The following is a 21,698-nucleotide window of genomic DNA, read 5'->3' on the forward strand; positions in this document are numbered from 1 at the left end:
TCAGGACGGTCTCCCTGCCCCGCCCGGGGCAGGGAGACGTGGATCAAGCGCTCAGTCTCCCATCCTCCATCTGCACGACACGCTCGCAGTGCTCGAGCACGTCGTGGTCGTGGGTCACCATGACCGTCGCGACGCCGTGCTCGTGCGTCTCCGCCGCGAGCAGCCGGACGACCTCGTGGCTGCGCGCGCGGTCGAGGGCCGCCGTGGGCTCGTCGACGAGGAGCAGCGCGGGAGCGGTGACGAGGGCTCGGGCGATACCGACGCGCTGGCGCTCGCCGCCCGAGAGCTCGTGCGGTCGCCGGTCGGCCTTGTGGCCCATGCCGACCTGCTCGAGCAGCGTCAGGGGGTCCCGCCCCCTGCCCTTCGCGCCGACGACGTGCCGCGCGAACCGCAGCTGGTCGAGGGCCGTCAGCGCGGGCAGGAGGTTGCCGGACTGGAACACGAAGCCGATCCGCTCGCGCCGCAGCGCGGCCTGGTGTGCCCCGGTGAGCGACGAGACGTCGGCGCCGTCGATGCGGACCGTGCCCGACGAGGGGCGGGTCAGGGCCCCGGCGACCGCCAGGAGGCTGGACTTCCCTGCTCCGGACGGACCCACGACCGCGAGCAGCTCGCCCGGCGCGACCGTGAGGTGCACGTGGTCGAGCGCGGTCACTGTCGAGTCGCCGTCGCCGAGGGTCAGGAAGACGTCGTCGAGCTCGAGCCCGGCGCGGGTGGGCGTCGGGGTGGTCGCGAGCTGGGGGGCTGGGCGGGTCATCGTTGTCCTCCGAGAGCGGTGAGGGGGTCGACGCGGGCGATGCGGCCCACCGACGCGGCGGCGCCCGCGAGGCCGAGCCCGACGAGCAGGACCGCAGCGAGCGCGAGCGGTCCGGCTTCGAGGGCGAACGGCATGGGGGTCGACGTGAGCAGCGCCCCGAAGCCGATCCCGGCGCCCATACCGACCGCGGTGGACACCACGAGCAGGACGGCCGCCTGGCCGAGGGCGTCGCGCACGAGGTACGACGTCGAGGCACCCATGGCACGTGCGACCGCGATCTCGTGCTTGCGCTGGATGGTCCAGACCGTGAAGAAGGCACCGACGACGAGCGCCGAGATCGCGTAGAGGAACACCTGGATGAGGTTGAGAGTGAGCGTCTCGGCCGCGTAGCCCGGCGACCCGTCGAAGGACGCGGTGAGCGAGACCGTCGTGGTGCCGGCGGCCGCGTCACCGGCCGCGAGGTCGAGGTCGGCTCCGTCGACGGCGGCGAGCGCGACAGCGGTCGCCTCGTCGTACGCCTCGGGCCGAACCTCGGCGGCGTCGCTCGCGCCGGCGTGGATCTCCTGCCAGGTCGCCAGGGGTACGTAGGCGACGTCGACGTGCCCGAACGTGTGCTGACCGTCGAGCACGCCGACGATCGTGAGCTCGGTGCCCAGCCGTTCGACCGTCACCGTGTCCCCGACGCCGAGACCGAGCTCGGTCACCGTCTCGCTGACGACGATCCCGTGCGGGTCCCCGAGGATCTCGCCGCCGGACAGGTCGGTCGCGGACGGAGCGACGAACGACCCCGGCTCGACGCCGAAGAGTGCCAGGTCGACGGCCTCGCCGCCGGGGCCCTCGGCGTTGACGAGCTGGTTGCCGAACAGCGCTGCGTCGGCGACGTCGTCGCGGGCGGCCCAGCGTTCGGCCTGCTCGCGGTCGACCGTGCTGCGGGAGAACGCCGAGTCGACGGACGTGTCCGCGCCGAACGCGAAGGCCGTCACGGGCAGCTTCTTGAGGCCCGACACACCGTCGTTGACGAGTCCCGAGGACAGGCCCGACAGGAGGACGACGAGCACGGACACGAGCGCGACGACCCCTCCCATCAGGGCGAATCGTGAGCGCGCGAACGACAGCTCGCGCCACGCGAGAAACATGGTGCTCCTTCCCGGCGGGCACGAGTTGCCGACGCCGTGTCGGCAAGGATACCAACACAGCGACGGGAACCTGCTTCGCCGGAGTCCCCCGGGATCCGAAGGCTCGCGTGAGCGCTGTCAGCCCGCGAGCGCCCGCGCCTCCTTGTCCGGGTCGAGCCCCACCCGGGGGCGGTCGGCGCGCTGGGGAGCGGCGCCGTCGGGCAGGGTTCCCAGCCAGGCCCAGGTGTCCGCGACCGTCTCCTCGACGGGCCGGTTGCGCAGGCCCGCCTCGATCGCGCGCGACACGTCGCCGCGGTGCAGGGTGTCGTGCAGGTCGCCCGGGGGGAGCCAGACGGGCAGCTCGGTCCAGGGCTCGATGCCCGCGGCCGCGATCACGTCGGGCGCGGTCCAGCGCAGCTCGGCGTCCGAGCCGGCCGCGGTCACGCACGCGTCGAGCAGCTCGCCCATGGTCGCGTGGCCGCTGGGGCTCACGACGTTGAACGGCCCGCTCAGGCCCTGCTCGGTCGCGTCGAGCACGAACGCCGCGAGGTCGCGCGCGTCGACGTACTGCAGGGGCAGTGCGCTGGGCCCGGGGGCGAGCACGGGGCCGCCGCGCGCGATCCGCTGCAACCACCACGGCAGGCGTCCGACGTTCTCCCGCGGCCCCAGGATCAGCCCCGCCCGCGCGAGGATCGCTCGGTGCCCGAACGACTCCTCGACCGCCAGCTCGCCGCCGCGCTTGGCGCGCGCGTAGTCGACGTCGGCGCCGTCGTCCGGCGAGGCCTCCACGAGGGGAGCGTCCTCGCCCGCGCCGGCCTCGGTCGGGTAGGTGTACACCGACCGGCTCGACACGTACACGTACCGGCCCACCCGGTCGTCGAGCAGGCGGGTGGCGTCGCGCACGGCACTCGGGGCCCCGGACCACGTGTCGACCGCGACGTCCCACTCGCCGTCGGCGAGGGCATCCAGGCCTCCGACGGCGGTGCGGTCGCCGTGGCGGACCCGCACCCCGTGCGGGGCCTCGCGCGTGCCCCGGTGGAACGTGGTGACGTCCCAGCCGCGGGCCAGGGCGTCGTCGACGACCGCCCGCCCCACGAACTCCGTCCCGCCCAGCACCAGCAACCGCGTCCCGTCCGTCATACCCACGACTGTGCCCGCTGCGGGCGCGGTGCGAAAGCGCACGACGCCCAGGGCAGACGCCTCGGCGCGTGCGATAGTGACCCGGCCGCTCGTCGCGCAGCGGGCGCTCGCGGGCGCGGGCGGGACGAGGAGGCTGTGAGCCGGGGAGGGAGGACACCGTGGCAGGTCGACGGGTGCGGGTGCCGCTGTGGGCGGTGGCCGTCGTGGTGGCGGCGTCCGTGGTCGTGGTCGGATGGCTCCCGCTCGACGCCGCGGGAGAGCTCGCGGCACGCGTCGGGCCGATCCTGCTGTTCCTCGTCGCGATCACCGTGGTCGCGGAGATGTGTGCGGCCGCAGGCCTGTTCGACGCCGCGGCCTCCTGGGCGCTGCGTCTCGCCCGGGGCAGCCGCCTGCGCCTGTGGGGGCTCGTGGTGCTCCTCGCGAGCACGTGCACGGTCGTCCTGTCGCTCGACACCACGGCCGTCCTGGTCACGCCCGTGGTCCTGACGATCGCGCGGCGCACCGGGTCCCGGCCGCTGCCGTTCGCGCTCACCGTGCTCGCGCTCGCGAACACGGCCTCGCTGCTGCTGCCCGTCTCCAACCTGACGAACCTGCTCGCCGCCCACCGGCTCGCAGTGCTCCAGCCGGGCGTCCCGTACGCCGCGACCATGTGGCTTCCGGCGCTCGCGGTGGTCGCGGTGACGGTCGCCTACCTGTTCGTGGCGCACCGCCGCGACCTGCTCGGGACGTTCGACGCGCGCCCGCTGGCCGCCGAGCGTGACCGCGTGCTCCTGCCGCTCGCCGCGCTCGTGACGGTCGCGCTCGGGGCGTGCTTCGCCGTCGGGCTGCCCGTGGCCGCCGTCGCGGTGGCCGGCGCCGCCGTGCTGCTGGCCGTGACGCTCGTGCGGCGCCGCGACCTCGTGGCGCCCGTGGGCGAGCTCGTGCCCTGGCGGACCGTCCTGGTCCTCGCCTCGCTCTTCGTCGCCGTCGAGGCGTGGCAGGTGCACGGCCTCGGCGACCTGCTCGCCCGGTTCGCGGGCACCGGGACCGGGACGGGAGACCTGCTCCAGGTCGCGGGGGCGGGCGCCGTCGCGGCCAACGTCGTCAACAACCTGCCCGCCTACCTCGCGCTCGAGCCCGCCGCCGCGGGCGACCCCGCACGGCTCGCGGCGCTGCTCGTCGGCGTGAACGCGGGCCCGCTGGTCACGCCGTGGGCGTCGGTCGCGACCGTGCTGTGGTGGGTCCAGTGCTCACGGCACTGGATGGGGTTCCGCGAGGTCGGCTGGTGGCCGCTCGTCCGGCAGGGGCTCGTGCTCGCGCCGCTCGCCGTGGTCGCCGGGGCGCTCGCGGTCGCGGCGGTCGCGTAGCCGGGACGGAACCCCTCAGCCCCGCACACCGATCCACAGCCTCCCGTGCGGCACCAGGTCCACGCTCCGGTGCTCCACGAACCCGATGCGCTCCATCCCCTCGACCCGGGCCGGGTCGACGACGGCGGTGAGCAGCGGGCCGTCCACGGGGGCGCCGTCGGGAGTGCGGTCGGTACGCGCGGGCGCGTCCACGAGCAGGCGCAGGGTGGCGGTGCGGGCCGGGCCCTGGACGTCGGGCGCGACGGCCGCGGCGACGAGGATGAGGCGCGGGCGGACGGCGTCGAGCGCGTCGGCGATCACGGACTGGGCGACGTCGAGGGCCTGACGGGTCGCGACGCGGACCGGCTCGTCGTCGGCGGGCTCGTCGAGCGGGTCGACGCCCACCTCGCGCACCAGGACCCCGCGCAGCTCGTCCTCGAAGGCGGGGACCTCGGGCGGGAGCCACACGGTCGTGGCCCGCAGCCCGTCGGCGTCCTCGGCGACCCAGATCTCGCCCTGCTCCATGATCCCGTGGCTCAGCACGAGGCGGGTCGCGGACGAGAGCTGCTCGGGGTCGACCGGGGCGTCGGGGGTGCCGTCGCCGTCGAGGTCGACCACGGGGTGGTCCGCGGTGAGCAGCCGGGCGACACCGGGCACGTCGACGAAGCGCGCGCGGCGGACGGCCACCTGCGGCGTGGCGCCGAGGTGCTCGGTGTCTGGGGTGGGCATCGGGACTCCGATCCGTCGGGGGCTGCGACCTCCCGCCAGTCTTGCCCGTCCGCCTGGGAGGGGGCTGTGCGCGAGAGGATGGGTGCGCCCTGCCCGCACGCCCGTCGTCGCCCGAGGAGACCCCGTGACCGTCCTGCGCTCGATCCTGCTCTTCGGGGCCGCGGCCCTCTTCGAGATCGGTGGTGCGTGGCTGGTCTGGCAGGGGGTCCGCGAGCACAAGGGGTGGGTCTGGATCGGGGCGGGGGTCGTGGCGCTCGGGCTGTACGGCTTCTTCGCGACGCTCCAGCCCGACGCGAGCTTCGGGCGGATCCTGGCGGCGTACGGGGGAGTGTTCGTCGCGGGCTCGCTCGTGTGGGGCATGGCCGTCGACGGCTTCCGGCCGGACCGGTGGGACGTGCTCGGGGCGCTGCTGTGCCTCGTGGGCGTCGCGGTGATCATGTACGCGCCGCGTCCGGCGTAGGAGGCCTTCTCCAGGGTGCCCGACGGCGGAGCGCACCTTCTCCGCGAGGGTGCGCTCCGCCGTCGGGCGGGCGGGATCCTCGCGTGACCCACGCCACCTCCGGGTCCGGGGAATAACCCCGGGACCGTCCCGGTTCTCCTCCAAGTACATGCAAATGCATCAACTTGTAGGACGAGGGAGCAACCCCCATGCAGTTCGGCATCTTCACCGTCGGCGACGTCACCACCGACCCCGTCACCGGTCGCACGCCCAACGACACCGAGCGCGTGCGGTCCATGCTCACCATCGCGAAGCACGCGGACGAGGCAGGCCTCGACGTCTTCGCCACGGGTGAGCACCACAACCCCCCGTTCGTCCCGTCGTCCCCGACGACGATGCTCGGCTACCTCGCCGGGCAGACGAAGAACATCATCCTGTCGACCTCCACGACGCTCATCACCACGAACGACCCGGTGAAGATCGCCGAGGACTACGCGATGCTCCAGGTCATCTCGGACGGTCGCATGGACCTCATGATGGGCCGCGGCAACACCGGCCCCGTCTACCCGTGGTTCGGCAAGGACATCCGCGAGGGCGTCAACCTCGCGATCGAGAACTACGCGCTGCTGCGCCGCCTCTGGGAGGAGGAGGTCGTGGACTGGCAGGGCAAGTACCGCACGCCGCTCCAGGGCTTCACGGCCACGCCGCGCCCGCTCGACGGCGTCGCGCCCTTCGTCTGGCACGGCTCGATCCGCACCCCGGAGATCGCCGAGCAGGCCGCCTACTACGGTGACGGCTTCTTCCACAACAACATCTTCTGGCCCATGAGCCACACCAAGCAGATGGTCCAGTACTACCGCCAGCGCTTCGAGCACTACGGCCACGGCAAGGCCGACCAGGCGATCGTCGGGCTCGGTGGCCAGGTCTTCATGCGCAAGAACTCCCAGGACGCCGTGCGCGAGTTCCGGCCCTACTTCGACAACGCGCCCGTCTACGGGCACGGCCCGTCGCTCGAGGACTTCAGCGCGCAGACCCCCCTGACCGTGGGCAGCCCGCAGGAGGTCATCGACCGCTACGGCGCCATGCGCGAGCACGTCGGCGACTACCAGCGCCAGCTGTTCCTCATGGACCACGCGGGCCTGCCCCTCAAGACGGTCCTCGAGCAGATCGACCTGCTGGCCGGCGAGGTCGTCCCCGTGCTCCGCAAGGAGATGGAGGCCAAGCGTCCCGCCCACGTCCCGAGCGACCCGCCGAGCCACGCCCAGCGCGTCGCGAAGGCCCGTGCCGAGGGCAAGATCGCGGAGCAGGTCGTCGCGGCCGCCGACCACTGGACGGGCCGGACCGCCGAGGACGACATCCAGGCTGCCGAGGCTGCCGAGGGGGCCACGGGCACCGGCGGCGGCGCCCGCCAGGGCTCCGCGTTCGGTCTCTGACCCGACCGTCCGCCCGGGAGCGGTCCCGGGCGGGCCGGGACCGGCCCCCAGCACCACCGGGCCACGCACCACCGGGCCACGCACCACGCACCACCCGCCGCACGCAGCGTGCGGCACACTCGAAGAACCCTCACGAACCAGGAGCACCACCTCATGACCGCTCGCCAGATCGTCGCGATCTCCGCCGGCCTCGGCCAGCCGTCCTCGACCCGCCTCCTCGCCGACCGCCTCTCCGCCGCCACGGTGGCCGAGCTCGGCGACCTGGGCGTCGCCGCCGAGGTCACGACCGTCGAGCTGCGCGACGTCGCCCACGCCATCACCGACGCGATGCTCACTGGCTTCGCGAGCGGTGACCTCGCCGAGGTGATCGAGAAGGTCACGGGCGCGGACGCGCTCGTGCTGGTCACCCCGCTGTTCACGACCACCTACTCGGGCCTGTTCAAGTCCTTCGTCGACATCCTCGACAAGGACTCGCTGCAGGGCGTGCCCGTGCTGCTGGGCGCCACGGGTGGCACGTCGCGCCACTCGCTGGCCGTCGAGTACTCGATGCGCCCCCTGTTCACCTACCTGCACGCCGACGTCGCGACGACCTCGGTCTTCGCGGCCACGGACGACTGGGCGGCCGAGGGGGACGGCACGCACGACGCGGGCCCCCTCCCGGCCCGCATCCGCCGCGCGGCCAAGGAGCTCGCGACCACGCTCGCGGCCCGCGACCCGCGTACCGCGACGGGCATGTTCGACGGCGTGCCGTCGTTCGCGCAGATGTTCGGCGAGTAGAGGGTCCCGCGCGAAGACCCACCGGCGCGCCGGGTGGTGGACCCGGACGAGGGACCGGGGTGCGCGCCGGGGACCCGCAGCGGTGCGGGAGACGAAGGCCCCGACGGTTCGCCGTCGGGGCCTTCGGCTGCCCGGGGGCTGAAGGGTGGGTGAAACGCGGGGTGACCCGCATCACCCGTCGCCCGGGACGTCTCCTTCTCGGTGTGCGCCCGACGACGCGGCGCCGACAACCCACCACCTCCCGAAAGGCACGTCCATGTCCACCCTCTCCGTCAACGGTCCGGCGATCTCCCGCCGAGGCTCCGTCTCGACCCACGTGAGCGACGCCGTCGACGCCCTCGCACGCTTCCTGACCCGCTGGTCCGTCCCTGCCCTGCGGGTCGCCCTCGGCCTGGTCTTCCTCGGCTTCGGGGTCCTGAAGTTCTTCCCCGGCGCGAGCCCGGCCGAGGTCGTCGCCGAGCGCACGATCGACACCCTGACCCTGGGGCTCGTCCACGGCACGGTCGCCGTGGTCGCGACCGCGGTCGTCGAGTGCTTCATCGGGATCGCGCTCGTCACGGGCTACTGGCTGCGCGCTGGACTCGTGGTCATGGCCGGTGCGTTCGTCGGGATCCTCGCCCCGACCGTGCTGTTCTTCGAGGAGCTGTTCGGCTCGGGCATGACGCTGCTCGGGCAGTACGTCCTCAAGGACGTGGTGCTGGTCGCCGCGGCGACCGTCGTCGGGGCCTACGCGCTGGGGGCGCGGCTTCGTCGCACGGCCTGACGGCTCGACGCGAGATGCGGCCAGGTGGGGTCACGGTCCGTCCGTGACCCCACCTGGCCGCATCTCGACGACGGGGCCCGCGGCCCGGTGCGCCCCGTCCCCCGGGGCGCGCGCGGAGCACCCGCGTGCCACGCTGGGCGCATGCCTGCGAGGGACGACGACGTGACCTCCCACCCGGCGCCGCCCGCCGCGCTCCCGCCGGACGCACCTGCGCTGCGCAACCTGCTGCGGCTGAGCGTCCCGGCGGTGCTCGTCGGCGTGATCTCGGCGCTCGTGCTGTACGCGCTGGACTGGTTGTCCGCCGAGGCGGAGGACCTCCTGTGGACGGACCTGCCGGGATCGCTGGGGGTGGACCCGGACTCGCGCTGGTGGATCTTCGGGATGCTGACCGGTGCGGGCCTGCTCGTGGGGCTCGTCGTGTGGCTCGTCCCGGGCCACGGCGGCCGCGACTCCGCGACGACCGAGCTCATCGCGCCCCCGCTGCCGTTGCGCGTGCTGCCGAGCCTCGCGGTCGTCACGGTGCTGGGGCTCGCCGGGGGAGTGAGCCTGGGGCCCGAGAACCCGATCATCGCGATCAACACCGCGCTGCTCGTCGCCCTGGTCGTGCGACTGTGGCCCAAGGTGCCGACGGACCTCGTCGTGATGCTCGCGGCGGCCGCGACGATCGGCGCGCTGTTCGGGACCCCGGTCGCGGCCGCGCTCGTGTTCACGGGGGTCGTCGCGGGCTTCCCCCGGGGTGGCCCGCTGTTCGACCGGCTGTTCCTGCCGCTCGTCTCGGCCGGCGCGGGGGCCATGACCATGGACGCGTTCGGGCGTCCGTTCGCGTCGATGGACCTGCCCGACCTCGGGGTGCCGGACATCGGCGACGTCGGCATCTCGCTCGCGGTCGCGACGGTCGCGGCGGGCGCCGCGCTGCTGGGCGTGCTCGCGTTCCCGTACGTGCACCGGTTCTTCCACGGCATGCGCAACCCGGTCCTGTACGTGGCGCTCGGCGGCGTGGTCCTGGGCGTCCTGGGCGCGATCGGTGGCCCGCTCACGCTGTTCAAGGGCTCCCAGCAGTCGTTCGAGCTCGTCCAGCAGCGCGCGGACTTCTCGACGTGGAACCTGGTGCTCATCTTCGCGGTCAAGCTCGTGGCGCTCGTGATCGCGGCCGCAGCGGGGTTCCGGGGTGGGCGGATCTTCCCCGCGGTGTTCATCGGGGTCGCGGCCGGGGTGGCCGTGAACGCGGCGTTCCCGGGAGCGCCGCTCGGGCTCTCGGTCGCGAGCGGCGTCCTGGGCGTGGTCCTGGCCGTCGGGCGGGACGGGTGGATCGCGCTGTTCGTCGCGGTCGCGGTCGTCGGGGACGTCGGGGTGCTGCCCGTGCTGTGCCTCGCGATCCTGCCCGCGTGGCTGCTGGTGCGTAGCGCTCCCGAGATGCTCGCGGCCCCCGAGGTCACGGACGAGCCCGTGCCTCGCGCCGGCACGGGCGGCGGCTGACGGTCCTCGGGGCGTACGAGGCGGGGCTGGTACGGCAGCCGGGGCGGTGACGGCGCCCCGCCGGCGGCCCCGCCCCGTGGGTCCCTGCGCCCCGACGCGGCGTAGGCTTTCTCGAGGGCTCGGCCCGGGCCCACCACACCTTTCTCGAAGGACACAGGCAGCAATGGTCAACCTCGCGTACGTCATCGCCGGATCGGAAGCCACCGGGGGAGCCGGCATCCAGGCCGACCTCAAGACGTTCCAGGAGCTGGGCGTCTACGGCGTCGGGACCCTGACCTGCATCGTGTCGTTCGACCCGAAGAACGACTGGGGCCACCGGTTCGTCCCGGTCGAGCCGCAGGTCATCGCGGACCAGTTCGAGGCCGCGACCAGCACGTACGACCTCGACGTGGTGAAGATCGGCATGCTCGGCACGCCCGCGACGATCGACGTGGTGGCCGAGTCGCTCGCGAGCCAGCGCTGGCACCACGTGGTCCTCGACCCGGTCCTCATCTGCAAGGGCCAGGAGCCCGGCGCGGCCCTCGACACCGACACCGCGCTGCGCGAGAAGATCCTGCCTTTCGCCACGGTCATCACGCCCAACGTGTTCGAGGCCAAGGTCCTGTCCGGCCTGGAGAAGATCGAGTCGATCGACGATCTCGTGGAGGCCGCCGAGCGCATCCACGCGCTGGGCCCGGACTTCGTCGTCGTCAAGGGCGGCGTGGAGCTGCCCGGACCTGACGCGGTCGACGTCCTGTTCGACGGTCAGGAGATCACGGTCTTCTCCGTCCCCAAGGTGGGCGAGGAGCGCGTGAGCGGCGCGGGCTGCACGTTCGCCGCGGCGATCACCGCGGAGCTGGCCAAGGGCAACGACGTCGAGCGGGCCGTGGGCGTCGCGAAGCAGATGGTCACCGAGGCGATCGAGGCGCGCGTGAGCTCGCACGCGCCGTTCGACACGGTCTGGCAGGGCGCGTACACGGACTGACCCCGCACGTGGCGGGGTCTTGCACCCCGTCACGAGCGACCACCAGGCAGACGCCCCCGACGCGCCGGGCCGTGGAGCGCCTAGGCTACGGACCCGTGACCGACAACCTTTCCCCCGCATCCACCGACGGCAACGGCCGCACGGGCGCCCGGCACGAGGTCCCGGCGCCGCTGCGCGACGACGTCCGGCTCCTCGGCCGTCTGCTCGGCACGGTCCTGACGGAGTCGGGGGATCCCGCCCTGCTCGACGACGTCGAGCGCCTGCGCGAGCTCTCGATCCGCGCGTACGGCGAGCACGCGGACGCAGCGCTCGAGGAGGCCGAGCGCCTCGTCGAGGGCTTCAGCCACGAGCGCGCCGAGCAGGTGGCCCGCGCGTTCACCGTGTACTTCCACCTCGCGAACCTGGCCGAGGAGCACCACCGCGTGCGTGTCCTGCACGACCGTGAGGCCGAGCTCGCGCCGTCGGTCATCGACGACACGCTGCCCGAGGCCTTCACGCAGCTCGCGGACGAGGTGGGTCACGAGGAGGCGCTCGCGCGCCTCCAGCGGCTCGAGTTCCGCCCTGTCCTCACGGCCCACCCGACCGAGGCGCGCCGCCGGGCGATCTCCGCGTCGATCCGGCGCCTGTCGGGCCTGCTGACCGAGCGCGACGCCCTGCCGGTCGGCGGCGCGTCGCTCGCCGAGAACGAGCGAAAGCTCCTCGCCGAGATCGACGGCATGTGGCGCACGTCCCCGATCCGCGCGGCGAAGCCCTCACCGCTCGACGAGGTCCGCACCGCGATGAGCGTGTTCGACGCGACTCTCTTCACGGTCTTCCCGACCGTCTACCGCCGCCTCGACGACTGGCTGCTGGCCGACAAGGCGGGCCACGACCGCCCCCTCGCCGCACCGTTCGTCCGCCTCGGCACCTGGATCGGCGGTGACCGCGACGGCAACCCGAACGTCACCGCGGAGACCACGCGCCAGGCCGCGGCCATCGCGGCCGACCACGCCCTCCAGGCCCTCGAGCGCGCCGCCCAGCGCATCGGTCGCACCCTCACGCTCGACGAGGAGGGCACGCCCGCGTCCGACGGCCTGCGCTCGCTGTGGCAGAAGCAGCGACAGCTCTCCGAGGCCATCACGGCCGAGGCCGCCGCCGAGTCCCCGGCCGAGCCGCACCGCGCGGTCATGCTCGTCGTGGCACGCCGCATCGCGGCGACCCGTCTGCGCGACGCGGACCTCGCGTACGCGGTGCCCGAGCAGCTCGAGGCCGACCTCAAGGTCGTCCAGGACTCGCTCATCGCCGCAGGGGCGCCCCGCGCCGCGTACGGAGACCTGCAGCAGCTCGTGTGGCAGGTGCAGACCTTCGGGTTCCACCTGGCGGAGCTCGAGGTCCGTCAGCACTCGCAGGTCCACGAGGCCGCGCTCGCCGAGATCGCGGAGCACGGCGTGCACGGCCAGCTGTCCGACCGCACGCGCGAGGTCCTCGACACCTACCGCGCGATCGGCTCGATCCAGCAGCGCTACGGCATCCGTGCTGCGCGCCGCTACATCGTCTCGTTCACGCAGAAGCCCGAGCACCTGGCCGCGGTCTACCAGCTCGCCGAGCTCGCGTTCGAGGGCGCCGAGGACGCACCCGTCATCGACGCGATCCCGCTGTTCGAGACCTTCGCGGACCTCGAGGCGAGCGTCGAGATCCTCGAGGCGGCGCTCGAGCTGCCCCAGGTCCAGCGCCGCCTCGCGGAGAACGGTCGCAAGGTCGAGGTCATGCTCGGCTACTCGGACTCGTCCAAGGACGTGGGCCCGGTCTCGGCGACCCTCGCCCTGCACTCGGCGCAGAGCCGCATCGCTCAGTGGGCCCAGCGCCACGAGATCAACCTGACGCTCTTCCACGGCCGGGGCGGCGCCCTGGGGCGCGGTGGCGGTCCCGCGAACCGCGCCGTGCTGGCCCAGCCCCCGGGCTCGGTCGACGGGCGGTTCAAGCTCACCGAGCAGGGCGAGGTCATCACCGCCCGCTACGGCGACGCGACCATCGCCGCCCGGCACATCGAGCAGGTGGCAGCCGCGACGCTGCTCGCCTCCGCGCCGTCGGTCGAGCGCCGCAACGCCGAGGCCACCGCGCGCTTCGCGGACGTGGCAGCAGCCCTGGACTCGTCCTCGCGCGAGCACTTCCACGCGCTGGTCCGCAGCGAGGGCTTCCCGCAGTGGTTCTCCGAGGTCACGCCGCTCGAGGAGGTCGGCCTGCTGCCGATCGGCTCGCGCCCGGCCCGCCGCGGCCTGTCGGTCGAGTCGCTCGAGGACCTGCGCGCGATCCCGTGGGTCTTCTCGTGGTCGCAGGCCCGCATCAACCTGGCCGGCTGGTACGGCCTGGGCACCTCGCTCAAGGAGTTCGGCGACCTGGAGCGGCTGCGCGAGGCGCACCGCGACTGGCCGCTGTTCGCGACGCTCATCGACAACGTCGAGATGTCGCTCGCCAAGGCCGACGAGCGGATCGCGGAGCGCTACCTCGCGCTCGGCGACCGCGACGACCTCGCGGCCAAGATCCTCGACGAGCTGCGCCTGACGCGCGAGTGGGTTCTCAAGATCTCCGGGAACGAGTGGCCGCTGGCCGGTCGCCGGGTCCTGGGGCGCGCGGTCCAGCTCCGCAGCCCGTACGTCGACGCGCTCTCGTTGCTCCAGCTCCGCGCGCTGCGCGGCCTGCGCTCGGGGGCGGAGGGTCAGTACAAGGACGGCCTGCAGCACCTGCTGCTGCTCACGGTCAACGGCGTCGCGGCGGGCCTGCAGAACACGGGCTGACCTTCTCGGCGCCGAACATGCGGTTGGCGTCCGTCTCCACTGCGAGACCGACGCCAACCGCATGCTCGACCGACGGCAACCGCATGCTCGGCGAGTGGCCGTCCGGTCCGGCCGGGCGGACGTCGGCCAACCCGACGATCCCGACGCCCGGCCGCACCCGGCCACCCGGGGCGAGCTGCGCCGTCGGGCCGCTCAGCCCAGGCGCGAGCGCAACCAGGCGATGTCCGGGCCCATGTCGCCGTGCGTCTCGCAGATCACGGGCGCCCCGGCCGAGGCGACGACCGCGACCAGCTCGTCGGGCGGGATGAGCCCGTCGCCGAAGTGCGCGTGGCGGTCGGCGCCCGAGTCGAACGTGTCCCGGCTGTCGTTCGCGTGCACCAGGTCGATGCGGCCCGTCACGGCGCGGACCTGGGCGGCAGCAGTGCTCAGGTCGATCCCGCCCGCCCAGGCGTGGCACGTGTCGAGCGTGAAGCCGACCTGGTCGCCGCCCTCCGCTGCGCCGATCGCGTCCCACAGCCGCCCGATGCTCTCGATCGTGCGGGCCATCGACTTGGCCCCGCCCGCGGTGTTCTCGATCAGGACGGGCACCTTGGCGTCGAGCGCGTCGATCGCCTTGCGCCAGTTGTCGTAGCCGACCGCGACGTCGTCGGTCGCGGTCACGTGGCCGCCGTGGACGATCACGCCCTTGGCGCCGATCTCGGCCGCGCCGTCGACGATCTTCTGGAGCGACTTGCGGCTCGGGATGCGGATGCGGTTGTTGGTGCTCGCGACGTTGATGACGTACGGCGCGTGCACGTAGAGGTCGAGGTCCGCGGCCGCGGCGTCCGCGCGCAGTGCCTCGGCGCCGCCGGGGTAGGTGAACTCGGCGCCCTTCCAGCCCTGCGGGTCGCCCAGGAAGACCTGGACCTGGTCGGCGCCGATCGCTCGTGCCTGGTTGACGGCGTCGGCCTGGTCGACGTGTGCTCCGATTCGCATGAGGCCCACGCTACGTGCAGCGGGGGACGCCCGGCACGGCGGAACCCGAGACGCGGCATGATGGGCTCATGGCCATCTTCGCTTTCTCCGTCGCCCCGCTCGGTGCCGGCGAGTCCGTCACGGACGCCGTCGCCGAGGCCGTCCGTATCGTCCGCGCCTCGGGCCTGCCGAACCGGACCACGTCGATGTTCACCGAGATCGAGGGCGAGTGGGACGAGGTCATGGACGTCGTCAAGCGCGCGACCGAGGCCGTGGGAGCCGGCGGGCACCGCGTCTCGTTGGTGCTCAAGGCGGACATCCGCCCAGGTCGGACGGGGGAGCTGACCGGCAAGGTCGAGCGTGTCGAGGAGCGTCTGGCCAAGGACTGACACCCACCGGGACGCCCTCGTCCCAGTGGGTGAAACGCACTCGTTCGAGTCGCTCGCACGGGCGTCGTAGGCTATGCGGCAACGCCGCCGTCCCGGGCAGCGTTCGAGGTCGCTTCCCGAGCCGCAGGAGACCAAGATGCCCCTCTTCGAGGTGGACGCCGAGCGTCCAGTTCTCGTCCGCCCGTCGCAGCCGGCGGGTGGGGGCTTCGGCACGGTCGCGCAGCGCGTGGTCGACGGCCACCTGGACGGCCTGCTCGGTGAGCAGATCTTCCCCGTCAGGCAGGGGGCGTCGATCGACGAGCCGCACCTGCTCGCACTCGACGCCGCGGGCCTTCCCGTCGTGATCGAGGTCGTCTCGGAGCTGACCGAGGAGACCCTGACGCGGGCCATGAACCATGCCGGCCGCGCCGGGCAGCTCACGCGGGCCGAGCTCGCGGGCCGCTACGCCGGGGGCGCGGCGCGGTTCCAGCAGGACGTCACGACGTTCTACGACAACGTGCCGCTCACGCGCTCGCAGGCGACGTCGCGGGCCACCGGGGCCCGCCTGATCGTCATCTGCTCGAGCGCGGAGGACGGCATCGTCGACGCGCTGGACTTCCTGCGCCAGCCCGGGTCGTCGGTGTCGGTCCTCAAGCTCGGCGTGATGCACGGGGCGGACGGGCGCAGGTTCGTCGACGTCTCGCCGCTCGTGCCCGAGCGCACCGCACGTCCGTCGGCCCCGGCCGCCCCTCGCCGCGCGGCCGTCGAGCCGACGCGCTCGGCGCAGCGCACCGCGGACTTCGCCGAGGGCGTCGCGGTGGGCCGTGCGCTCACGGGCAAGCTGCCGATCGTCACGCAGCGCTCGCGCTCCGACCGTCGCCGGGGCTCCGAGCTCGAGCCCACCGCGACCGTCTACGGCAGCGCCGCGGGCTCGGCGGACGTGACCGGCACGCTGGAACCGGTCCACGAGCCCCTGCTCGGCGCGGACCGCGGTCGGCCCGACGAGCTCTCCGTGCCGCCCGTCCCGCAGGCGCCGCCGGTCCCGCCCGTGCCGTTGCTCGCGTCGCCGCCCGCGGACGAGGCGTCCGAGTTCGGCCGCTACTCGTCGACGCAGGCCGCGGAGGACGCGCTGTCGTCGCGCACGCCGAGCCGTGCCTCGATCCTGACGCGCGAGTCCATCCGGACCCGGGAGTCCATCCGTACGCGCGAGTCGGTGCTGACGCGTGAGTCGTACGAGGCAGAGGCGCCCGCGTACGACCCGTTGTCGTACCAGCCGCCCGTGAACGTCCCGGTTGTCGACGCCCTCAGCTCGATCGACCCGTTGGGTCAGGACCTCGTGCCGGCCCCGCCTGCCCCGCCCGCTTCCGTGCTGGACGACGACCCGGACGACGACCCGGACCTGCACGCCCTCGCCCGGGCGTTCGGCACGCCCGTGTCGCTCGTGTGGTCGCGCCCGCGTCGTGGGCAGCGCTTCGAGGCGGTCCTGTACCCGGACGGTTTCATCGAGCTGACCGACGGCGCCCGTTTCCGTCACCCGGACGCCGCGGCGATCGCGGCCTCGGGCACCGCGACGGCCGACGGGTGGAGCGTGTGGCGCCTGGGCGACGGCGGGCCGACGCTCACGGACGCGTTCCGCGAGCAGTACGCCTGATGCGTCGGTAGAGAGCTCGACGAAGGGGTGACGCGCACTGGCGCGTCACCCCTTCGTGCTTCTGCCCGGTCAGTCGGTGCACGTCGGCGTGGGGTGCTTCTGCCGCTCGGCCGATGGCTCCACCCTGGGCGCTTCCTCGCGCAGGCGTAGCGTGAGGACGTGAAGATGTCCCGCTTCCTGACGAACGTTCGTCAGAGCCTCTGGCTCGTGCCAGTGGTTTGCGTGGCGTTCGGCATCGTCCTGTCGCTGAGCACGATCGCTGTCGACCGTTATTTCGACTACCAGCTCATTCCTGAATCGGTCGTCGGCGGACCGGATGCCGCGATGGAGATCCTCTCGGTGGTCGCGGGGTCGATGATCAGCCTCGCCGCCCTCGTGCTGACGATCACCATGGTGGTCGTGCAGCTTGCGATGGGCCAGTTCTCGCCGCGGATCGTGCAGCGCATCCTGCAGGACAAACCCAGCCAGTTCGCGATCGGGCTGTTCGTCGCAACTTTCGTCCATGCGATGCTGGCGCTCCGCGAGGTCGACCCCGGTGGCGATGGCCAGGAGGGCACCGTCCCGGGCCTCTCCGTGCTGACCGCATTCGTGCTGGTCGTCGTGAGCATCGCCGTCTTGGTCATCTACGTGCAGCATCTCGGCCAGACCCTTCGCGTCTCGGCGCTCATCGAGCTCGTCGGCGAGGACACACGCAAGCTGCTGGACCATGTCTACCCTGACAAAGGGGACGAGGCGGTATCCGTCGACACTACGAACCGTGTGATCGTGTCCCCCAAGTCGGGCGTCGTCACGACGATCGGTCACGCACACATCATCGACGTGGCGAGGCTGGCAGGATGCGTCGTGGAACTGGTGCCAGAGCTCGGCGAGTTCGTCCCCGCATCGTCTCCACTGTTCATCGTGCACGGTGACACGTCGACCCTCGACGACAAGCGCCTGACAGAGGGAATCGTGCTCAAGTTCGAGCCGACGCTCGATCAGAACGTCGCGTACGGCGTGCGGATGCTCGTGGACATCGCCGAACGCTCCCTGGCTGACTCGCCGTTCCAGGACCCGTCGACCGCGGTACAGGCCATCGACCGGCTCCACGACATCCTGCGACAGCTCGCCCGTCGCCCGTTCCCCGACGGTCGGTTCCGCGACGAGAACGGCGAGCTCCGGCTGGTGGTGCGGGTGCTCGACTGGGACGGATACGTCCACCTCGCCTTTGACGAGATCCGCATGGCCGGAGCCGGCTCTCCCCAGGTGGCGCTGCATCTGCGAAAAGCCCTGCTCGATCTGAGGCGGGTTGCGCTGCCCGAGCGCAGAGCGGTCATCGACGAGCAGATCGAACTCCTCACGACGGCCACGACGGCGGCCATGGACGACGAGCGCGATGCGCAGAGGACCTTCGTGGACGACGATCAGGCCGCCGTGCAGCTCGACGACACGTGATGCCGGCACCGACAGGCCGACTCCTCACGGGCGCGTTCCGCGAGCGGTACGCCTGATGCGTCGACAGAGAGCTCGACGAAGGGGTGACGCGCAGCAGCGCGTCACCCCTTCGTGCGTCCGGCGGTCAGTCCGTGCTGCGCACCATGGTCCTGATCCCCACGCCCAGCCCGACGGCGGCGGTCACCAGCGCGGCGACCCATCCCCAGGCGGCGGCCGACGAGGTCAGGTCGCCCGCGAAGAGTGCGCGCTCGGCGTCGACCAGGTAGGTCAGGGGGTTGAGGTGGGCTGCGGCCCGCATCCACGACGGGCCGGTCTCGAGGGGCAGCAGCATCCCCGACAGGATCATGAGCGGGAAGAGCAGCGTCTGCTGCACGAGCCAGAACATCCACTCCTGCTTGCGGACCGCGAGGGCCAGCGCGTAGCTGAGCGACCCGACCCCGACGCCGAAGATCGCGAGCATCGCCAGCCCGAGGACCGCGCCGACGGGAAAGAGCTCGAACCCGAACGGCAGCATCACGAGCACGACCACGACCGACTGCGCCGCGATCGGGACCATCTCCTTGAGTGCGCGTCCCACGAGCAGCGACGGTCGGGACAGCGGCGAGACGAGCATGCGCTCGTGCGCGCCGGTGTTGAGCTCCTGCTGGAGGTTGGCGCCCGTGGTCGACGTGCCGAACAGCGTCGTCATCACGAGGATCGACGGCACGAACCACTGCCAGACGCTGCCGCCCAGCGTCCCGGTCGCGCCGCCGTCCTGCCCGCTGAGCGTCCCGACGAGCAGCGGGCCGAACAGTGCGAGGAAGACGAGCGGCTGCACCAGGCCGAACACGACCGAGAACGGGTCGTGGAGCAGGGGGCGCAGCTCGCGGACCAGGACGATCCAGGTGTCGCGGCCCAGGTTCGCGAGCCGGCCGCGGGGGCGGGCTCCAGGGCGTCCCGACGCAGAGCCGGAGCCGGGCTGCGGGCGCGTGGGAGCGGGATCGCCGCCGGTCGTGGTCGTGGTGTCGACGGTGCTCATGCTGCGTCCTTCCCGGAGAGCGCGACGCTCTCGGTGGTCTGTGCCGTGGGTGAGGTGCTGGCCTCGTCTGCTCCGCCCGAGGTGCTGGCCTCGTCTGCTCCGCCCGAGGTGCTGGCCTTGTCTGCTCCGCCCGACTCGCGCAGGCTGCGGCCGGTCAGCGCGAGGAACACGTCGTCGAGCGTGGGGCGGTGGACCTGGGCCGTGGCGACGACGACGCCCGCGTGGTCGGCCGCGCGCAGCAGGGCCGGGAGGAGCGCGGGCCCGTCCGCGGCGCGGGCCGAGACCTGGGTGACGCCCGTGCCGCCGGTCGTCCCGACCTCTCGGACCCCGTCCGCGCGCGAGACGAGCTGCGCGAGGCGAGCGCCGTCGTCGGGCGTGGTCTCGAGGACCACGCGGTCCCCGGCGAGGTTCGTCTTGAGCGCCTCCGCGGTGTCGTCGGCGATGACCTCGCCGTGGTCGACGACGACGACGCGCTCGGCCATGGTGTCGGCCTCGTCGAGGTAGTGCGTGGTCAGGACGATCGTCATGGGGTCGCCCGTGGCGGCGAGCGCGTCGGCCCGCATGCGCAGGACGTGCTCCCACAGGTTCGCGCGGTTGTGCGGGTCGAGCCCGGTCGAGGGCTCGTCGAGGAACAGCAGCGACGGCGAGTGGACGAGGCCCATCGCGACGTCGAGGCGGCGACGCTGCCCGCCCGAGAGGTCCGCGACCTTGCGCGTGCGCAGCGCGGTCAGGTCGAGCGCCTCGAACAGCTCGTCGGCGCGTCGGCGCGCGGCCCGGCGGTCGAGGCCGTACACGACGCCTTGCGTCACGAGCTCGTCGACGGCCCGCTGGTTGTGGCCGGCGGCGTTGCCCTGCCCGACGTACCCGATGTGGTGACGGACCTGCGCGGGGTGCGCGACGACGTCGTACCCCGCGACGGTCGCGCTGCCCGAGGTGGGCGCGATGAGCGTCGTGAGCATGCGCAGGGTCGTGGTCTTGCCGGCCCCGTTGGGGCCCAGGACGGCGACGAGCTCGCCCGGCTCGATGTCGAGCGAGATCCCGCGCACGGCGTGCACGGTCTCGTGGCGGCTCACGACGAAGTCCTTCGTGAGGGAGCGGGTGTGGATCACGGTGTCCTCCAGGAGTGGGTGATGCCTCCACCTTGTCGCGGGTAGCGGTCAGGTTCTGTCCGCTACCTCGTGCGACGCTGGGGACATGCTCGAGACCTCGGCCCGCCTCCTCGCCCTGCTCTCCCTGCTACAAGCTCGTCGGGACTGGCCCGGGGAGGCGCTCGCGGAGCGCCTGCGCGTCAGCCCGCGCACGGTGCGGCGCGACGTCGACCGCCTGCGCGAGCTCGGCTACCCCGTGCGTGCGACCAAGGGTCCCGACGGCGGGTACCGCCTCGACGCGGGCGCCGACCTCCCGCCCCTGCTGTTCGACGACGAGCAGGCCGTCGCGGTCGCGGTCGCCCTCCAGACGTCCCAGGTGGGTGGGCTCGAGGAGCCGGCGCAGCGAGCGCTCGCGACGATCCGCCAGGTCATGCCCGCGCGGCTGCGCGGGCGGATCGACGCGCTCGAGGTGACCGTGGTGCGGTCGTCCGGGCAGGCCGCGCGGCCCGACGTCGACCCGGCCGTGCTGGTCGCGGTGGGCAGCGCCGTGCGGGCGCGCGAGGTGCTGCGCTTCGACTACGAGGGCGGGTCCGCGCCGCTGCTCGGCTCGGGCGACGCGGCCTTCCGGCCCCCGCGCCGCGCCGAGCCGCACCACCTCGTGACGTGGGGCGGGCGCTGGTACCTCGTCGCGTGGGACCTCGAGCGCCAGGACTGGCGCACGTTCCGCGTCGACCGGATGACCCCGCGGACGCCCACGGGGCCGAGGTTCGCGCCGCGCGACCTGCCGGCGGTGCCGACGGACCGTGGACGCCCTGGCGGAGTGCGGGGAGGGGGCGCAGGGCGGCGCACCACCCGCGGGCAGGGCACCGTGCCCGACGTCGCCGCGTACGTCGCGCACCAGTTCTCCCGTCCGCGGTGGCCCGCCGAGGGCGAGGTCGTCCTGCACGCCCGAGCGGACGACCTCGCGCCGTGGGTGGGGGACCAGGGGCTGATCGAGGCCCTCGGACCGGATCGGTCGCGGCTCGTCGCGGGGTCGTGGTCGTGGCGCGGCCTGGCCGCGTGGGTCGGGATGTTCGACGTCCCGTTCGAGGTCGTCGGGCCGGCCGAGCTGCGCACCGCGGTCCGCGAGATGGGGGAGCGGTACCGGGGGGCCGTCGGCGACGCAGGTCGGTGACCCGGTCGGTGCTCTGGGAGGTGCTCTGTTCGGCGCCGCGCGGCGGCCGTGGGCGCCGATGCGCGGCGCCGATCCTCTCGGTGACCGGGGTCACGCGGGGCCGGGTTGACCGGAGCGTTCACCTCCCCGTAATGTTCTCGAAGTCAGCCCGGCAGGGAGAGACAGACACCACTGCGAAGCTCCTCGGAGCCGCCGCGAAGTGGCTGTTGCCCCGGACTGAAATCCGACATCTTGATCTGGACGCCTCGCGCCTCCAGAGCCTGACGTCGGGGATCGACCTCCGAGTTTGACCCGGTTCGCCGGGTTTGAAACGAAGAAGCCG

Annotated in this window: 19 protein-coding genes; 12 read left to right on the plus strand and 7 right to left on the minus strand. The window is 73.1% G+C overall.

Translation table 11 applies throughout. The features are described 5' to 3' along the window. Positions 1 to 43 precede the first annotated feature (43 nt). The 3 genes from ACZDYF_RS16085 to ACZDYF_RS16095 all read right to left on the minus strand — a co-directional run bounded on the left by ACZDYF_RS16085 (position 44) and on the right by ACZDYF_RS16095 (position 3,009). Positions 44 to 754, minus strand: coding sequence for an ABC transporter ATP-binding protein (locus tag ACZDYF_RS16085; RefSeq protein WP_475059332.1), 711 nt, complete (start codon positions 752 to 754; stop codon positions 44 to 46). After that, positions 751 to 1,890 (minus strand): ABC transporter permease, encoded by a 1,140-nt coding sequence (locus ACZDYF_RS16090; RefSeq protein ID WP_475059335.1) that lies wholly within the window; start codon positions 1,888 to 1,890, stop codon positions 751 to 753. The genes ACZDYF_RS16085 and ACZDYF_RS16090 overlap by 4 nt, the downstream gene beginning before the upstream one ends. Before the next feature lie 117 nt (positions 1,891 to 2,007). Further along, positions 2,008 to 3,009 (minus strand): NAD-dependent epimerase/dehydratase family protein, encoded by a 1,002-nt coding sequence (locus ACZDYF_RS16095; RefSeq protein WP_475059339.1) that lies wholly within the window; start codon positions 3,007 to 3,009, stop codon positions 2,008 to 2,010. 158 nt (positions 3,010 to 3,167) lie between these two features. Here ACZDYF_RS16095 and ACZDYF_RS16100 point away from each other — a divergent pair, with 158 nt between their 5' ends. After that, positions 3,168 to 4,355, plus strand: a complete 1,188-nt coding sequence (locus ACZDYF_RS16100) for an SLC13 family permease (protein ID WP_475059342.1) — start codon at positions 3,168 to 3,170, stop codon at positions 4,353 to 4,355. A 15-nt stretch (positions 4,356 to 4,370) separates the two neighbouring features. Here ACZDYF_RS16100 and ACZDYF_RS16105 read toward each other — a convergent pair whose 3' ends face one another. Continuing rightward, positions 4,371 to 5,063, minus strand: coding sequence for a hypothetical protein (locus ACZDYF_RS16105; protein WP_204806580.1), 693 nt, complete (start codon positions 5,061 to 5,063; stop codon positions 4,371 to 4,373). Positions 5,064 to 5,187: 124 nt separating this feature from the next. Between ACZDYF_RS16105 and ACZDYF_RS16110 the strand changes: the two genes are divergently transcribed. The 7 genes from ACZDYF_RS16110 (at position 5,188) to ACZDYF_RS16140 (ending at position 13,689) form a co-directional block, all read left to right on the plus strand. Continuing rightward, complete coding sequence (locus ACZDYF_RS16110; RefSeq protein ID WP_191791113.1) at positions 5,188 to 5,523, plus strand: YnfA family protein; 336 nt, start codon at positions 5,188 to 5,190, stop codon at positions 5,521 to 5,523. A 188-nt stretch (positions 5,524 to 5,711) separates the two neighbouring features. Further along, the gene (locus tag ACZDYF_RS16115; RefSeq protein ID WP_475059350.1) at positions 5,712 to 6,935 is read left to right on the plus strand and encodes an LLM class flavin-dependent oxidoreductase; all 1,224 of its coding nucleotides are present in this window, start codon (positions 5,712 to 5,714) and stop codon (positions 6,933 to 6,935) included. 153 nt (positions 6,936 to 7,088) lie between these two features. Then, the gene (locus tag ACZDYF_RS16120) at positions 7,089 to 7,712 is read left to right on the plus strand and encodes an FMN reductase (RefSeq protein ID WP_475059357.1); all 624 of its coding nucleotides are present in this window, start codon (positions 7,089 to 7,091) and stop codon (positions 7,710 to 7,712) included. Between the two features lie 256 nt (positions 7,713 to 7,968). Beyond that, positions 7,969 to 8,475 carry a DoxX family membrane protein gene (locus ACZDYF_RS16125; RefSeq protein ID WP_475059364.1) on the plus strand — a complete coding sequence of 169 codons (507 nt, stop codon included), beginning with the start codon at positions 7,969 to 7,971 and terminating at the stop codon, positions 8,473 to 8,475. Between the two features lie 141 nt (positions 8,476 to 8,616). Then, a complete protein-coding gene (locus tag ACZDYF_RS16130; RefSeq protein WP_475059368.1) occupies positions 8,617 to 9,951 on the plus strand; it encodes an ion channel protein in 1,335 nt (444 codons plus the stop codon). A gap of 163 nt (positions 9,952 to 10,114) precedes the next feature. Continuing rightward, complete coding sequence (gene thiD / locus ACZDYF_RS16135) at positions 10,115 to 10,915, plus strand: bifunctional hydroxymethylpyrimidine kinase/phosphomethylpyrimidine kinase (protein WP_475059371.1); 801 nt, start codon at positions 10,115 to 10,117, stop codon at positions 10,913 to 10,915. A gap of 95 nt (positions 10,916 to 11,010) precedes the next feature. Beyond that, positions 11,011 to 13,689 (plus strand): phosphoenolpyruvate carboxylase, encoded by a 2,679-nt coding sequence (locus ACZDYF_RS16140; RefSeq protein WP_475059374.1) that lies wholly within the window; start codon positions 11,011 to 11,013, stop codon positions 13,687 to 13,689. Positions 13,690 to 13,881: 192 nt separating this feature from the next. On the opposite strand, the gene ACZDYF_RS16145 is transcribed toward ACZDYF_RS16140, so the two are convergent. Beyond that, positions 13,882 to 14,664 carry a deoxyribonuclease IV gene (locus ACZDYF_RS16145; RefSeq protein ID WP_475059377.1) on the minus strand — a complete coding sequence of 261 codons (783 nt, stop codon included), beginning with the start codon at positions 14,662 to 14,664 and terminating at the stop codon, positions 13,882 to 13,884. Between the two features lie 68 nt (positions 14,665 to 14,732). Between ACZDYF_RS16145 and ACZDYF_RS16150 the strand changes: the two genes are divergently transcribed. From ACZDYF_RS16150 to ACZDYF_RS16160, 3 genes are all read left to right on the plus strand, one after another. Then, positions 14,733 to 15,032, plus strand: a complete 300-nt coding sequence (locus tag ACZDYF_RS16150; protein ID WP_138827129.1) for an MTH1187 family thiamine-binding protein — start codon at positions 14,733 to 14,735, stop codon at positions 15,030 to 15,032. Positions 15,033 to 15,168: 136 nt separating this feature from the next. Next, a complete protein-coding gene (locus tag ACZDYF_RS16155) occupies positions 15,169 to 16,662 on the plus strand; it encodes a restriction system modified-DNA reader domain-containing protein (protein ID WP_191791104.1) in 1,494 nt (497 codons plus the stop codon). A 165-nt stretch (positions 16,663 to 16,827) separates the two neighbouring features. Further along, the gene (locus ACZDYF_RS16160; RefSeq protein WP_475059420.1) at positions 16,828 to 18,096 is read left to right on the plus strand and encodes a DUF2254 domain-containing protein; all 1,269 of its coding nucleotides are present in this window, start codon (positions 16,828 to 16,830) and stop codon (positions 18,094 to 18,096) included. A gap of 124 nt (positions 18,097 to 18,220) precedes the next feature. Here ACZDYF_RS16160 and ACZDYF_RS16165 read toward each other — a convergent pair whose 3' ends face one another. Together ACZDYF_RS16165 and ACZDYF_RS16170 are read right to left on the minus strand one after the other, a co-directional pair. Then, on the minus strand, positions 18,221 to 19,114 hold the full coding sequence (locus ACZDYF_RS16165; RefSeq protein WP_475059386.1) for an ABC transporter permease: 894 nt from the start codon (positions 19,112 to 19,114) through the stop codon (positions 18,221 to 18,223). Further along, the gene (locus ACZDYF_RS16170; RefSeq protein ID WP_475059392.1) at positions 19,111 to 20,223 is read right to left on the minus strand and encodes an ABC transporter ATP-binding protein; all 1,113 of its coding nucleotides are present in this window, start codon (positions 20,221 to 20,223) and stop codon (positions 19,111 to 19,113) included. Before ACZDYF_RS16170 ends, ACZDYF_RS16165 begins: the two co-directional genes overlap by 4 nt. 85 nt (positions 20,224 to 20,308) lie before the next feature. On the opposite strand from ACZDYF_RS16170, the gene ACZDYF_RS16175 reads away from it, so the two are divergent. After that, the gene (locus ACZDYF_RS16175) at positions 20,309 to 21,376 is read left to right on the plus strand and encodes a helix-turn-helix transcriptional regulator (RefSeq protein ID WP_475059397.1); all 1,068 of its coding nucleotides are present in this window, start codon (positions 20,309 to 20,311) and stop codon (positions 21,374 to 21,376) included. Positions 21,377 to 21,698 lie beyond the last annotated feature (322 nt).

The organism is Oerskovia sp. PE-21s, from assembly GCF_056158145.1.

What these genes read in the sequence shown, in the direction of transcription:
- ACZDYF_RS16085 (WP_475059332.1), bottom strand. Translation starts at nt 754, where the DNA reads ATGACCCGCCCAGCCCCCCAGCTCGCGACCACCCCGACGCCCACCCGC.
- ACZDYF_RS16090 (WP_475059335.1), bottom strand. Translation starts at nt 1,890, where the DNA reads ATGTTTCTCGCGTGGCGCGAGCTGTCGTTCGCGCGCTCACGATTCGCC.
- ACZDYF_RS16095 (WP_475059339.1), bottom strand. Translation starts at nt 3,009, where the DNA reads ATGACGGACGGGACGCGGTTGCTGGTGCTGGGCGGGACGGAGTTCGTG.
- ACZDYF_RS16105 (WP_204806580.1), bottom strand. Translation starts at nt 5,063, where the DNA reads ATGCCCACCCCAGACACCGAGCACCTCGGCGCCACGCCGCAGGTGGCC.
- ACZDYF_RS16115 (WP_475059350.1), top strand. Translation starts at nt 5,712, where the DNA reads ATGCAGTTCGGCATCTTCACCGTCGGCGACGTCACCACCGACCCCGTC.
- ACZDYF_RS16120 (WP_475059357.1), top strand. Translation starts at nt 7,089, where the DNA reads ATGACCGCTCGCCAGATCGTCGCGATCTCCGCCGGCCTCGGCCAGCCG.
- ACZDYF_RS16125 (WP_475059364.1), top strand. Translation starts at nt 7,969, where the DNA reads ATGTCCACCCTCTCCGTCAACGGTCCGGCGATCTCCCGCCGAGGCTCC.
- ACZDYF_RS16130 (WP_475059368.1), top strand. Translation starts at nt 8,617, where the DNA reads ATGCCTGCGAGGGACGACGACGTGACCTCCCACCCGGCGCCGCCCGCC.
- thiD (WP_475059371.1), top strand. Translation starts at nt 10,115, where the DNA reads ATGGTCAACCTCGCGTACGTCATCGCCGGATCGGAAGCCACCGGGGGA.
- ACZDYF_RS16145 (WP_475059377.1), bottom strand. Translation starts at nt 14,664, where the DNA reads ATGCGAATCGGAGCACACGTCGACCAGGCCGACGCCGTCAACCAGGCA.
- ACZDYF_RS16150 (WP_138827129.1), top strand. Translation starts at nt 14,733, where the DNA reads ATGGCCATCTTCGCTTTCTCCGTCGCCCCGCTCGGTGCCGGCGAGTCC.
- ACZDYF_RS16155 (WP_191791104.1), top strand. Translation starts at nt 15,169, where the DNA reads ATGCCCCTCTTCGAGGTGGACGCCGAGCGTCCAGTTCTCGTCCGCCCG.
- ACZDYF_RS16160 (WP_475059420.1), top strand. Translation starts at nt 16,828, where the DNA reads ATGTCCCGCTTCCTGACGAACGTTCGTCAGAGCCTCTGGCTCGTGCCA.
- ACZDYF_RS16165 (WP_475059386.1), bottom strand. Translation starts at nt 19,114, where the DNA reads ATGAGCACCGTCGACACCACGACCACGACCGGCGGCGATCCCGCTCCC.
- ACZDYF_RS16175 (WP_475059397.1), top strand. Translation starts at nt 20,309, where the DNA reads ATGCTCGAGACCTCGGCCCGCCTCCTCGCCCTGCTCTCCCTGCTACAA.